Here is a 12,683-nt window from a genome sequence, read left to right on the forward strand (position 1 = left end):
CCGGCGTGCGCCGTGCGGCTCCCGCCGTTACGGACGCCCGCCCAGCCGGGTCACCGCCTGCGCGGCCGCGCGGCACCCGGCCCGGGCCGCGTCCGCCGGCTCCGCGCCCGCGAGCCGGGCCGCCAGGAACCCGCCGGTGAACGCGTCCCCGGCCCCCGTCGAGTCCACCGCCTCGGCCGACTCCGCCGACACCTCCGCGGTCACCCGGCCCGCCTCCGCCACCAGCGCCCCCGCTGCGCCCCGGGTGACCACCACCAGTGGCACCCGCCGGCTCAGCTCCGCCGCCGCTCGGGCGGCCCCTGCCGCCCCCGCCGCCCCGGGCAGCCCGGCCAGCAGCCGCGCCTCGTCCTCGTTGGGCAGCAGTACGCCGATCCCCGCCACGGCATCGAGGAAGCGCTCCGGACCCAGCGCGACCAGGAATCCCGCCGAGGCCGGGTCCACGCTCACCGGCACGCCGCGGGCCCGGGCCGCCCGCAGCGCGACGAGGGCCAGTTCGCGGCTGCTGTCGGCGAAGAAGAGGTAGCCGGACAGGTGCAGATGGGCCGCCCCGTCCAGCAGGGCCGGCGCCCAGTCCTCGGGGGACAGCCGAAGCGCCGCGCCGCTGTCGGTGAGGAAGGTCCGCTCCGCGTCCTTGCCGACCAGCGCCACCACCGTCCCGGTCGGCTCGGCCGGATCGATCACCAGCCGCGGCCGCACCCCGCAGTCCCGCAGAGACTGCTCGTGCCACCGGGCGGATTCGGTGCCGACCCGCGCGAGCAGGCGTACCTCCGCCACCCCCGCGCGGGCCGCCCAGCAGGCCGCATTGGCCCCGGCGCCGCCCGGCAGGGTCCGGATCCGCGCGGCCGTGTCCGTGGCCGGAGTCAGTGGCTCCGGATGTACGGCCACGACGTCCGTCACCACGTCTCCGATGACCAGCAGCGCCCCGGGCGCGGTCACGCGCGCGCCGCCCAGGCCCCCGCGATCCTGGCCCCGAGCGCCACGTTGCCCCGTACCGCCGCCAGGTTGGCCTCCAGCGAGGCCCCGCCCGTGGCCCGTACCAGGAACCCCAGCAGGAACGGGGTCACCGCCTGCCCCGTGATCCCCCGCTCGTGGCACTCCTCGAGGGCCTCGGCCAGCACCCGGTCGTGCAGATCCGGATCCAACTGGTCCGCCTCCCCCACCGGATTCGCCACCAGCAGTGCCGACTCCGGTCCGCCGAGGGCGTCCTGAGCGGCCATCACCGCCGCCACCTCCTCCGGCCGGTGGACGGTCCAGTCCACCGGCTCGCCGGAACTGGCCAGGTAGAAGCCGGGGAAACGTTCCGTCCCGTACCCCAGTACCCCCACCCCGAGCGTCTCCAACCGCTGCAGCGTGGCCGGCACGTCCAGGATCGACTTCACCCCCGCGCACACCACCGTGATCCGCGTCCGCGCCAGCAACTGCAGATCCGCCGACTCGTCCTGGGTCTGCGCGTACTCCCGGTGTACGCCGCCCAGCCCGCCCGTGGCGAAGACCCGCAGCCCGGCCCGCGCGGCCAGGAACGCCGTCGCGGACACCGTCGTCGCGCCCGTCGCGCCGGCCGCGAGCGCGGGGGCCAGATCCCGGTGGCCGAGCTTGCGTACGCCCTCACCGCCGGCGATCCGCTCCAACTGCGCCTTGTCGAGGCCCGCGTACGCGACCCCGTCGACGACCGCGATCGTGGCCGGAACCGCCCCTTCGGCGCGCACCAGCGCCTCCAGTTCGGCGCCCACGGCGAGATTGCGGGGGCGGGGCAGGCCGTGCGCGATGATCGTCGACTCCAGAGCCACGACGGGACGGCCCCGGTCGAGCGCCTCGCGGACCTCTTCGGACAGGACGGGGACCTCGGGTGATGTGTGCATGTCCCATCCATGGCACGGGATCCCGGCCCCCAAACGCCACTCCGCCCGCCGTTGGTGAACCTGTCCGAGTAGCGTTCCCCCGTGAACTCCCCGGACACGCGCGTCTTCTACGACGAACTCGCCGACCGGTACCACCTCCTGTACGCGGATTGGGACGCGGGCATCGCCCGCCAGGGCCGGGCCCTGAACGGCCTGCTCACCGCGTCCCTGGGCCCCGGTCCGCACCGCGTCCTCGACAACGCCTGCGGGATCGGCACCCAGGCGCTCGGACTGGCCGCTTCGGGCCACCGTGTCACGGGGACCGACCTGAGCCCGCCCTCGGCGGCCCGGGCCTCCCGTGAGGCGGCCGCGCGCGGGCTCGCCCTGCCGACAGCGGCCGCGGACATGCGGGCCCTGCCCTTCCGGGACGGCTCCTTCGACGCGGTCGTGTGCGCGGACAACGCCCTGCCGCACCTCCTGACGGCCGAGGACGTGTGCACCGCCCTGGCCGAAACCCTGCGGGTACTGCGCCCGGGCGGCCTGCTGCTGCTCTCGACCCGCCCGTACGGCGAACTGCGCCGCACCCGGCCGCAGAGCGACGCCCCGCACGTACGGACGGGCCCGGACGGGCGGACCATCAGCTTCCAGCTGTGGGAGTGGCACGAGGACGGGGAGCGGTACGACCTGGAGATGTTCCAGCTGCTGCCGTCCGACGCGCCCGGGGGCCGCGAGACGTGGACCACCCGGACGACCAGGGCCACGTACTGGGCGCTGCCCGAGGAGGAGACGGCGGGCTACGCACGGCGGGCCGGCTTCGCCGAGACGGTGTGGCACCCGGCGCAGGCCACCGGATTCCACCAGCCACTGCTGGCCGCCCGCAAGCCGGCGGCCGGGTCAGGGCCGAGGACCGGCTGGACAGGTTGACCTGTCCGGCGGGTGGAACCTGGACGCTCTGGTCACCGCGGCGCGCCGGACGGCCGGATTAGGGTGACTCGGCATGAGCACCAGTGAGACCAGTGGGCACGGCCCCGCTTCGTTCGCCGTATCCGTACCGGATGCCGAGCTGGAGGTCGAGGACCTCGATCCCGGCCAGATCCTCTCCGGCGAGCCCGTCGTGACGGGCAAGGTGCTGTGGGAGTCGCCCGACGGAAAGCAGCTGCGCGGTATCTGGCAGATCACCCCGGGCGTGGTGACCGACACCGAGGCGAACGAGCTGTTCGTCGTGGTCAGCGGCCGGGCCACCATCGAGGTCGAGGGCGGCGGGACCCTGGAAGTGGGCCCCGGCTCCGCCTGCGTGCTCCGGGAGGGCGACAAGACCACCTGGACCGTCCACGAGACGCTGCGCAAGGCCTACCACATCAGCTACTAGCGGCAGCGGGGTGGCGGCGCCCGGTGAACAGGGCGAGCGCCGCCATCGGCAGCAGCAGGCCCGCGCCGATCACGTTCAGCCAGCCGTAGCCCGCGTGGGACATGACCAGGCCTGCGGCCGCGCCGCCCACGCCCGCGCAGGTGTTCATCGTGAGGTCGCTCAGACCCTGTACGGCGGCCCGCGCGGCCTGCGGCACCGAGTCGGTGAGCAGCGCCGAGCCGGAGACCATGCCTGCCGACCAGCCGAGGCCGAGGAGGAACAGGCCGGCGGCGCTCTGCGCGTGGTCGGGTCCGGCGGTGCCGGCGAGCAGGGCCGCCAGCGACAGCAGCCCGGCCGCCAGACCGATCACCGACAGCCGGCCGACCCGGTCCGCGAGCCAGCCCATGACGGGCGAGAAGGCGAACATGCCGGCGATGTGGCCGCTGATCACCAGGCCGACGAGCTCCAGTCCGGCGCCGTGGTGGCCCAGGTCGACCGGGGTCATCACCATGATCGAGACCATGGTGGTGTGGGACACCGCGACGGTGACCAGGGCCAGCCGCGCCCGTGGGGAGGCCTTGACCGCCGCGAGCCCGGCGCGCAGCGAGCGGCCCGCGCGGGTCTGCTCCTCGGGCCCGGCCAGCGCCCGGGCCGTCAGCAGCGGGTCCGGCCGCAGGAGTACGCCGATCAGGGTGCCGGTGAGGACGAAGACGGCGCCGGCCCAGACGAAGGGGCCCGCCGTCTCGGGTATGGAGGTCCCGGCGAAGCTGCGGCTGGCCGGGGCGGAGAGGTTGGGGCCGAGCACCGCGCCGAGGGTCGACGCCCAGACGACGACGGCCACGGCCCGGGCCCGCCGGTCCGGGGCGGCGAGGTCGGCAGCTGCGAACCGGGCCTGGAGGTTGGCGGAGGAGGCTGCTCCGAAGGCGGCCATGCCGAGCATCAGCAGCGGGAAGCTCTTGATCGCGGTGGCGAGGACCACCAGGGCCGCACCGGCGGCGCCGATCCCGTACCCGAGGACCAGCCCCGGGCGGCGGCCGCGCGCGGTCATCAGGGCGGCGAGCGGCAGGGAGACGGCCGCGGTGCCGATCACCGCGGCGGTGGAGGCGAAGCCGGACAGCGACTCGGTGCCGCTGACCTGCGTCGCGAGGACCGGGGCCAGGGCGATGCTGATGGGCACGCCGAGGCCGCCCAGCATCTGGCTCGCGATCAGCACCCCGGAGGTGCGGCGCTGCAGCCTGGGCAGGTCCGTCAGATCGGTCGGCGGAGCGGGCCGGTCGGTGCCGGGGACGGCGGTCATGCCGCCCACCGCCGTCGCGGCGGCGCAGGGCGGTATACGGGCGCGGGCGCAGTACGGCCGGAGACGGTGGCAGTAGTCACCGCGGCAGTTTCGCACCCCTTACGGCCGGACGGAACGGGGGATGCACCCCCGCGCCTGCCGCCCGCGCCCGCACCCCGGCCCGCGCGCCCGCCGCTCCCCGTCAGAACAGCGGCTGCGGCAGGACGCCCTCCAGTGCCAGCAGGGACCGCTTGGTCTCCACCCCACCGCCGAAACCGCCGATGCCCCCGTCGTTCTCCACGACCCGGTGGCAGGCCACCACCAGCGGCAGCGGGTTCGACCCCATGGCGTTGCCCACGGCCTGGGCCGCGCCCGGCTGTCCGACGCGGGCCGCGAGCTCCCCGTACCCCACGACCGCCCCGTACGGCACCGAGCGGTCCAGCTCCTGGAGCACCTGCCGGTTGAAGCCGGAGCTGAGCCGCCAGTCCAGCGGCAGGTCGAAGCGCTTGAGCGAGCCCGCGAAGTAGGCGGTCAGCTGGCGTATCGGCTCGGCCAGCAGCACCTCCTCGCCCGGTGCCGGTCGCCAGGCGTCGGCGCCGAGCCGGGAGACGAGGGAGCCGATCATCTTCTCGACCCGGTCCGGACCGGCATGGAATTCGACCCGGACCAGACCCTCCGGGGTCGCGGCCAGGAGCAGAGGCCCGCCGAGGGCGCTTTCGCCGGGGACGACGGTCCATTCGAGGTGCGGCCCGCGGGGCCGCTCGGTGCTGTCCACCCCTCCACCGTACGGGGAGGGTCCGACAGCCCGGGGACACCTCCGGTGCTTCCTAGGCCCTGTCGTACGCGAAGGCCCCGAGCACCGCCTCCTGTACGACGTCCGGGGCGTTGGTGATGATCCCGTCCACGCCCATCCCCTGCACCTTCCGGGCCGTGGCCGCGTCGTCCACGATCCAGGTGTCCACCTCCATCGTCTTGCCGTGGGCGCCCAGCAGTCCGTGCACCGCCGCCACCCAGTCGGCCGAGATGGTGGTGTGCCACGGGTTGATCCGGTCCGTGAACTCGGCGTACTTCGGCAGGTCGGCGACGGTCGGGGTGCCCAGGAAGGCCGTCACGAGGTCCGGGCGCAGGCCGTGCACGATGCGTACGGAGTCCGCGCTGAAGCTCTGCACGACCAGGCGGCGCTGCACGTGGTCCGCGTCGAGCCAGCCGGCCTCGTCCAGCACCTGCAGGGTCTCCTGCTCGATCCCGGGGTACAGCTCGGGCTTCTTGATCTCCAGCAGCAGCCGCTGCCGGTTGCGCTGCACCCGGTCGAGGTACTCCCGCAGGGTCGGCACCCGGGCGCCCGCGAACTCCTCGCCGAACCAGCTGCCCGCGTCGAGCGTGGCGATCTCCGCCGCCGTGAAGTCCTTGACCCGCCAGGGCGCCCGGTCCGGGAACACCTGCTCGACGTCGGTGGTGCGGGCCAGGGTGTCGTCGTGGACCACGACCAGCTCCCCGTCCTTGGTGCGCTGGACGTCGTTCTCGACCCAGTCGAAGCCCAGCCGCATCGCGAGGTCGATCGCGTCGAGGGTGTTCTCCGGCGCGTACGCCGAAGCCCCCCGGTGGGCGTACACGACGGGGCCCATCAGTCCCGATGCGCCGGTGGCGCCGGCGGGGGAGGCCGGGGAAGAGGGGGAGGAGGGGCCGGTGGCGGCGGACGAGGTCGTCCCGCCCAGGACGGTCAGGGTGAAGCCCAGGAATGCGGCGGCGGCCGCGGCGGCGGGTCGGACGTACATGTGCGTTCTCCTCGGTTCGGAGCCCTGTTCCTGCGTCAGACGCGTGCGGAATGGCAGACGTTGCGGCGATGCACCACACGGGGGACCTCTACGGCGATCATGCGGTTGATGATCACGGGGCCGCCACCGAACTACGACAAACGGACCAGAAAGGAGGACTTCCGTCCCGCCCGCCGCACCTGGCGCGGCGCCGCGGACCGCGAGCGGCTGCGTGAGTGTCAGTAGGGGGTCGTACGGTGGACTCATGCGGCCCGTATCGAAGATCGAACGCACGGTGGCGCCTTTCGAGGTCGTCAGCTCCTACCAGCCCAGCGGCGACCAGCCGGCGGCCATCGCCGACCTGGAAAAGCGCATCCGTGCAGGTGAGAAGGATGTCGTCCTGCTGGGTGCGACCGGCACCGGCAAGTCGGCGACCACCGCCTGGATGATCGAGAAGCTCCAGCGCCCGACCCTCGTGATGGCGCCGAACAAGACCCTCGCCGCCCAGCTGGCGAACGAGTTCCGCGAGCTCCTGCCGAACAACGCGGTCGAGTACTTCGTCTCGTACTACGACTACTACCAGCCCGAGGCGTACGTTCCGCAGTCGGACACCTACATCGAGAAGGACTCCTCGATCAACGAGGAGGTGGAGCGGCTGCGCCACTCCGCGACCAACTCGCTGCTCACCCGGCGCGACGTGATCGTCGTGGCGTCGGTGTCCTGCATCTACGGCCTCGGCACGCCGCAGGAGTACGTCGACCGGATGGTCCCCCTCAAGGTCGGCGAGGAGATGGACCGGGACCAGCTGCTGCGCCGCTTCGTCGACATCCAGTACACGCGCAACGACGTGGCCTTCACCCGCGGCACCTTCCGCGTGCGCGGGGACACGATCGAGATCTTCCCGGTCTACGAGGAACTGGCCGTCCGCATCGAGATGTTCGGCGACGAGATCGAGGCCCTCTCCACGCTGCACCCGCTGACCGGCGAGGTCATCAGCGAGGACCGCGAGCTGTACGTCTTCCCCGCCAGCCACTATGTCGCCGGCCCCGAGCGCATGGAGAAGGCGGTCCGCGGCATCGAGGCGGAGCTGACCGAGCGGCTCGCCGAGCTGGAGAAGCAGGGCAAGATGCTGGAGGCCCAGCGGCTGCGCATGCGCACCACGTACGACCTCGAGATGATGCGCCAGATCGGGTCCTGCTCCGGCATCGAGAACTACTCGCTGCACATGGACGACCGCGAGCGCGGCTCCGCGCCGAACACCCTCATCGACTACTTCCCCGAGGACTTCCTCCTCGTCATCGACGAGTCGCACGTCACCGTGCCGCAGATCGGCGCGATGTACGAGGGTGACGCCTCGCGCAAGCGGACCCTGGTCGACCACGGCTTCCGGCTGCCGTCCGCCCTCGACAACCGGCCGCTGAAGTGGGAGGAGTTCCAGGAGCGGATCGGCCAGACGGTCTACCTGTCCGCCACCCCCGGCAAGTACGAGCTCTCCCGCGGCGACGGCTTCGTCGAGCAGATCATCCGCCCCACCGGCCTCATCGACCCCGAGGTCGTGGTCAAGCCCACCGAGGGGCAGATCGACGACCTGGTCCACGAGATCCGGCAGCGGGTGGAGAAGGACGAGCGCGTCCTGGTCACCACCCTCACCAAGAAGATGGCCGAGGACCTCACGGACTACTTCCTGGAGCTCGGCATCCAGGTCCGCTACCTGCACAGCGACGTCGACACCCTGCGCCGGATCGAGCTGCTGCGCGAGCTGCGCGCCGGCGAGTACGACGTCCTGGTCGGCATCAACCTGCTGCGCGAGGGCCTCGACCTGCCCGAGGTGTCCCTGGTCGCGATCCTCGATGCCGACAAGCAGGGCTTCCTGCGCTCGGGGACCTCCCTGATCCAGACCATCGGCCGCGCGGCGCGCAACGTGTCGGGCCAGGTCCACATGTACGCGGACAGCATCACCCCGGCGATGGCACAGGCGATCGACGAGACCAACCGCCGCCGTGAGAAGCAGGTCGCCTACAACACGGCCAACGGGATCGACCCGCAGCCGCTGCGCAAGAAGATCAACGACATCGTCGCCACCATCGCCCGCGAGGAACTGGACACCGAGGAGCTCCTCGGCACCGGGTACCGCCAGGGGAAGGACGGCAAGGGCGCCAAGGCTCCCGTGCCTTCTCTCGGTGTGGTCAAGGCGGGCCAGGTCACCGTGGGCGGCAAGGGGGTCAAGGGAGCCAAGGCCGCCAAGGCGGCCAAGGAGGCCGCGGCACTGACGGACCGTCCGGCCGAGGAACTGGCCGCGCTCATCGAGCAGATGACGGAGCGGATGCGCGGCGCGGCGGCCGAGCTTCAGTTCGAGGTCGCGGCCCGGATCCGGGACGAGGTGGGCGAGCTGAAGAAGGAGCTGCGGCAGATGAAGGAAGCGGGCCTCGCCTGACCCGGGGCCGGTCAGTAGGGTTGGCAGCAGCCGCAGGTACATGTGCGCACCCACATCGGGGGCGGGCTAGGAGAGGGGACAGCGCGTGACGGTCAACATGACCAAGGGTCAGGCCATCAGTCTGCAGAAGCAGGACGGGGGCACGCTGACCGCGGTCCGGATGGGCCTCGGCTGGCAGGCGGCCAAGCGCCGCGGGCTGTTCGGCTCGCGGACCCGGGAGATCGACCTGGACGCGTCGGCGGTGCTCTTCGCCGACAAGCAGCCGGTGGACGTGGTGTTCTTCCGGCACCTGCAGAGCGACGACGGCTCGGTCCGGCACACCGGTGACAACCTCGTCGGCGGCGTCGGTCAGGGCGGGGACGACGAGTCGATCCTCGTCGACCTCCAGCGCGTGCCGGTGCACATCGACCAGATCGTCTTCACGGTGAACTCGTTCACCGGCCAGACGTTCCAGGAGGTGCAGAACGCGTTCTGCCGCATCGTCGACGAGACCAACGGCCAGGAGCTGGCCCGCTACACCCTGGACGGCGGCGGGCAGTACACCGCGCAGATCATGGCGAAGGTGTCGCGCGTCGGCAGCGGCTGGCAGATGACGGCCCTCGGCAACCCCGCCAACGGCCGCACCTTCCAGGACCTGATGCCGGCGATCCTGCCGCACCTGTAAGCAGTACGGCACCACCGCAGTACGCAGAGCGCCAGAACAGAAGAGCAAGGGCACGGGGGAGGGCTGCACGATGACGGCCGAACTGGTCCGGGGGCAGAACCACCCCCTGTCCCAGACGCAGGTGGAGATCAGGGTCTCGGCGGGCACGCCCGTGCTGGCCCTGGCCTCGGCCTGCGATGACGCGGGCCGGCTGGCCGGCCCCGAGTCGGTGGCCCACCCCGGCGCCCGGAACCTGCCAGGACTGGAGGTGCCGGGGGCCGTGGCGGGCGAGCACCGCTTCGCCGTCGACCTCGACGCCGTCGCACCGTCCGTGCACCGGCTCGGGGTGGTGCTCGTCCTGCCGCCCGGCGGTCCGGCGCGCTTCGGCGCGGCCCCCGCCTCGTACGTGGCCGTGGCCGACCCGGAGGGCGCCGAGATCGCCGGGTACACCGTGACCGGGCTGGAGTCCGAGACGGCCGTCGTGGCCCTCGAGCTCTACCGTCGCCAGGGCGCCTGGAAGGTCCGCGCCGTGGGCCAGGGGTACGCCGACGGGCTCGGCGCGCTGCTCGCCGACGCCGGACTGGCCGCCCCGGCCGCCATCGCCCTGGCCGCCGCGGTCGGGGGAGCGGCCGCGCGGGACGAGGCCACGCGGGCGCCCGCGCCCACCGTGTCCCTGCCCACCGCGCCCCTGCGCCCCGGGGTCGTCCCCGGGGCTCCGCCGGGCCGCCCGGAACCGCAGGACGCGGCTTCGGCCGTGCCCGCCCCGGTGGCCCCCGAGCAACCGGAGCCGGTGCCGGTCTCCGGAGTCCCGTACGCCGGTACGCCGGGCACCCCGCCCGGCGGCTCCGGCGATGGCCCGCCGACGCTGAGCGCGCCGACGCTCAGCTACGTGCACCCGCGCCGACGCCGCAGCACCACCGAGCCGCCCGAACCGGCGCCGCAGGCCGCCGCACCCGCGCAGCCCGGCCGGCCGCCCGTGCCCGTCGCCGGCGACGCCGGCGGCTGGTCCATGGACGAGCGGCTCTACAACCAGGTCTGGGGCATGTTCGAGGACCTGGCCCGCTCGGTGGCCGCCTACCGCAGCGCCTGCGACTTCGCCGAGACCCGGATGGACCGCGAGCTCGACGAGGCGCTGTCCGACCCCCGCCACCGCCTGGGGTCCCCCATGTCGGGGGCCGGGGGAGGGTCCGGCAACACCGCCCGCGACGAGGCCAGGGCCCGCCACGACGAGCTCGTCGACCAGGCCAAGGCCGTACTCGACCGGGACCTCGCCCAGCTGATCGCCGAGTCCGAGGTGGTCGAGCCCGCGCTGCCGGCCCCGTACGCCCGCTGGGCCAACCCCGTCTGGCACGGGCACGGGGTCCCCGAGGAGGCCCCGATGGCCCTGCGCCTCGGCGACCTGCACCTTCCCGAGCGGCCCGACCTGCGGATCCCCATGCTCGTGCGGCTCCCGCTCGAGCGCGGGCTGTGGATCGACAACGGCCGCACCGGCTCCGAGGCCGCCATGACGATGGACACCGACCGGCTGCGCCGGGCCGCCATGGACATGGCCGTCGCCCACGCGGTCCGGCTGCTCGCGGTCCACCCGGGGGACCGGTTCTCCGTGCACGTCATCGACGCGGCCGGGGCGGGGGCCGCCTCCCTGGCACCGCTGGTCGCGGCCGGGGCGCTGGCCGGCCCGCCCGCCGCCGGGGCCGACGGGGTCACCCGGACCCTGGAGGCGCTGACCCGGCGGGTGGACCTCGTGCAGATGGCCGTGCGGGCCGGGGCGCCCGAGGAGCTGCCGCCCGATGTGGACACCGCCGACCAGCTGCTGATCGTGCACGACTTCCCGCACGGCTTCGACGACCGGGCCGTCACGCGGCTGCGCTACCTGGCCGACGAGGGTCCGGCGGTCGGCGTGCACCTGCTGATGGTGGCGGACCGCGACGAGGCCTCGGCGTACGGGCCGCTGCTCGACCCGCTGTGGCGCTCGCTGATGCGGCTGTCGCCGGTGCCGGACAACCATCTCGCCGACCCGTGGGTCGGCCACGCCTGGACCTTCGAGCCGGACCTGCCGCCGCAGGGCAGCCGGGTCCTGGAACAGACCCTCGACCGGATCGCCGCGACCCGGCGCAATGCCCGCCCATGACCGATCCTTGGGGTTCTCTTTACCTTTCCGGCCTCTGACGGGTAACCTGGGCGCGCGGAGGGGAGTATTCCTGCTTTCCTGCTACGGCGTACCCGTCAATACGGACCACTTCGGCATGTGAACCACATGGGTCATGTGCACCGCAGTCGGTCCCGGGGCGCCGGCCCACGGCCTCCAGGCCGCCCGGGTGGAAGAGACCTCCGGCAGCGATGACGCTGACATGTGTGCTGAGCCATCTGCCGGAGGCGAATAAGCAGTGGATGTTTCGTTGACTCTCTGGGTGCTGACCATTCTTGGTCTGAGCATCCTGATCGGCGCCGATTTCTTCATCGGCCGCAAGCCCCATGACGTGTCGGTGAAGGAAGCCGGCATCTGGACGGTCGTCTGGATCGCCCTCGCCGTGCTCTTCGGCCTCGGCCTGATGTTCTTCGGCAGCAGCCAGGCCTCCCAGGAGTTCTTCGCCGGCTTCATCACCGAGAAGTCCCTGAGCGTGGACAACCTGTTCGTCTTCGTCCTGATCATGGCGAAGTTCGCGGTGCCCTCCCAGCTCCAGCAGCGCGTGCTGCTGGTGGGCGTACTGATCGCCCTGGTGCTCCGCGCGATCTTCATCGCGGCCGGCGCCGCGATCATCACCAACTTCTCGTGGGTCTTCTACATCTTCGGTGCGTTCCTGATCTACACCGCGTGGAAGCTGATCCAGGAGGCCCGCAAGGACGAGGACGAGGAGGAGTTCGAGGAGAACCGCCTCCTCAAGTCGATCGAGAAGAAGTTCGGCGTCGCCGACCGGTACCACGGCACCAAGCTGTTCATCCGGAACAACGGCAAGCGGGTCCTCACCCCGCTGATGATCGTGATGCTGGCCATCGGCACCACCGACGTGCTGTTCGCCCTGGACTCGATCCCCGCGATCTTCGGCCTCACCCAGGACCCGTACATCGTCTTCACCGCCAACGCCTTCGCCTTGATGGGTCTGCGCCAGCTGTACTTCCTCATCGGCGGCCTGCTCGAGAAGCTGGTCCACCTCAGCTACGGCCTGTCCGTCATCCTCGGCTTCATCGGCATCAAGCTGGTGCTGCACGCCCTCCACGAGTCCGGCGTGCACGTCCCGCAGATCTCCATCCCGGTCTCCCTGGGCGTCATCTGCGGCGTCCTGGTGATCACCACGATCACCAGCCTGATGGCCTCGAAGAAGCAGGCGGCCGCCGAGGCCGCCGCCCGCTCCGAGAGCATCGACGCCTGAAGGGTGTTGCAGCCCTGAG

At 72.5% G+C, this 12,683-nt stretch carries 11 protein-coding genes; 6 read left to right on the forward strand and 5 right to left on the reverse strand.

Translation table 11 applies throughout. The features are described 5' to 3' along the window. Positions 1-27: 27 nt before the first annotated feature. Together OHT74_RS28555 and OHT74_RS28560 are read right to left on the reverse strand one after the other, a co-directional pair. Entirely contained in the window at positions 28-936 is a 909-nt protein-coding gene (locus OHT74_RS28555; protein ID WP_266668122.1) for a carbohydrate kinase family protein, read from the reverse strand. After that, the gene (locus tag OHT74_RS28560) at positions 933-1,859 is read right to left on the reverse strand and encodes a pseudouridine-5'-phosphate glycosidase (protein WP_328621787.1); all 927 of its coding nucleotides are present in this window, start codon (positions 1,857-1,859) and stop codon (positions 933-935) included. The genes OHT74_RS28555 and OHT74_RS28560 overlap by 4 nt, the downstream gene beginning before the upstream one ends. An 81-nt stretch (positions 1,860-1,940) precedes the next feature. Between OHT74_RS28560 and OHT74_RS28565 the strand changes: the two genes are divergently transcribed. Together OHT74_RS28565 and OHT74_RS28570 are read left to right on the forward strand one after the other, a co-directional pair. Then, positions 1,941-2,762: a class I SAM-dependent methyltransferase gene (locus OHT74_RS28565; RefSeq protein WP_328621788.1), complete on the forward strand. Its 822-nt coding sequence runs from the start codon at positions 1,941-1,943 to the stop codon at positions 2,760-2,762. 73 nt (positions 2,763-2,835) lie between these two features. Then, positions 2,836-3,207 (forward strand): cupin domain-containing protein, encoded by a 372-nt coding sequence (locus OHT74_RS28570; protein ID WP_266668128.1) that lies wholly within the window; start codon positions 2,836-2,838, stop codon positions 3,205-3,207. Here the strand turns inward: OHT74_RS28570 and OHT74_RS28575 are convergent. The 3 genes from OHT74_RS28575 to OHT74_RS28585 form a co-directional block, all read right to left on the reverse strand. Next, positions 3,197-4,483 (reverse strand): MFS transporter, encoded by a 1,287-nt coding sequence (locus OHT74_RS28575; protein ID WP_266668130.1) that lies wholly within the window; start codon positions 4,481-4,483, stop codon positions 3,197-3,199. The genes OHT74_RS28570 and OHT74_RS28575 overlap by 11 nt on opposite strands. A 181-nt stretch (positions 4,484-4,664) precedes the next feature. Then, positions 4,665-5,237, reverse strand: a complete 573-nt coding sequence (locus OHT74_RS28580) for a methylated-DNA--[protein]-cysteine S-methyltransferase (protein ID WP_266668132.1) — start codon at positions 5,235-5,237, stop codon at positions 4,665-4,667. 52 nt (positions 5,238-5,289) lie between these two features. Continuing rightward, positions 5,290-6,237 carry a glycerophosphodiester phosphodiesterase gene (locus OHT74_RS28585; RefSeq protein ID WP_328621789.1) on the reverse strand — a complete coding sequence of 316 codons (948 nt, stop codon included), beginning with the start codon at positions 6,235-6,237 and terminating at the stop codon, positions 5,290-5,292. A gap of 244 nt (positions 6,238-6,481) precedes the next feature. On the opposite strand from OHT74_RS28585, the gene uvrB reads away from it, so the two are divergent. The 4 genes from uvrB (at position 6,482) to OHT74_RS28605 (ending at position 12,664) form a co-directional block, all read left to right on the forward strand. Continuing rightward, positions 6,482-8,650: an excinuclease ABC subunit UvrB gene (gene uvrB, locus OHT74_RS28590; protein WP_266668136.1), complete on the forward strand. Its 2,169-nt coding sequence runs from the start codon at positions 6,482-6,484 to the stop codon at positions 8,648-8,650. 85 nt (positions 8,651-8,735) lie between these two features. Beyond that, the gene (locus tag OHT74_RS28595; RefSeq protein WP_266668138.1) at positions 8,736-9,314 is read left to right on the forward strand and encodes a TerD family protein; all 579 of its coding nucleotides are present in this window, start codon (positions 8,736-8,738) and stop codon (positions 9,312-9,314) included. Between the two features lie 70 nt (positions 9,315-9,384). Further along, positions 9,385-11,424 (forward strand): TerD family protein, encoded by a 2,040-nt coding sequence (locus tag OHT74_RS28600; protein WP_328621790.1) that lies wholly within the window; start codon positions 9,385-9,387, stop codon positions 11,422-11,424. 256 nt (positions 11,425-11,680) lie between these two features. Continuing rightward, complete coding sequence (locus tag OHT74_RS28605) at positions 11,681-12,664, forward strand: TerC/Alx family metal homeostasis membrane protein (RefSeq protein WP_266999975.1); 984 nt, start codon at positions 11,681-11,683, stop codon at positions 12,662-12,664. Positions 12,665-12,683 lie beyond the last annotated feature (19 nt).

The sequence above is a fragment of the Streptomyces sp. NBC_00354 genome, assembly GCF_036106915.1.
In the GTDB taxonomy this organism is placed as follows: domain Bacteria; phylum Actinomycetota; class Actinomycetes; order Streptomycetales; family Streptomycetaceae; genus Streptomyces.

Coding starts and splice junctions, on each gene's coding strand:
- OHT74_RS28560 (WP_328621787.1), bottom strand. CDS start 1,859: ATGCACACATCACCCGAGGTCCCCGTCCTGTCCGAAGAGGTCCGCGAG.
- OHT74_RS28570 (WP_266668128.1), top strand. CDS start 2,836: ATGAGCACCAGTGAGACCAGTGGGCACGGCCCCGCTTCGTTCGCCGTA.
- OHT74_RS28575 (WP_266668130.1), bottom strand. CDS start 4,483: ATGACCGCCGTCCCCGGCACCGACCGGCCCGCTCCGCCGACCGATCTG.
- OHT74_RS28585 (WP_328621789.1), bottom strand. CDS start 6,237: ATGTACGTCCGACCCGCCGCCGCGGCCGCCGCCGCATTCCTGGGCTTC.
- uvrB (WP_266668136.1), top strand. CDS start 6,482: ATGCGGCCCGTATCGAAGATCGAACGCACGGTGGCGCCTTTCGAGGTC.
- OHT74_RS28600 (WP_328621790.1), top strand. CDS start 9,385: ATGACGGCCGAACTGGTCCGGGGGCAGAACCACCCCCTGTCCCAGACG.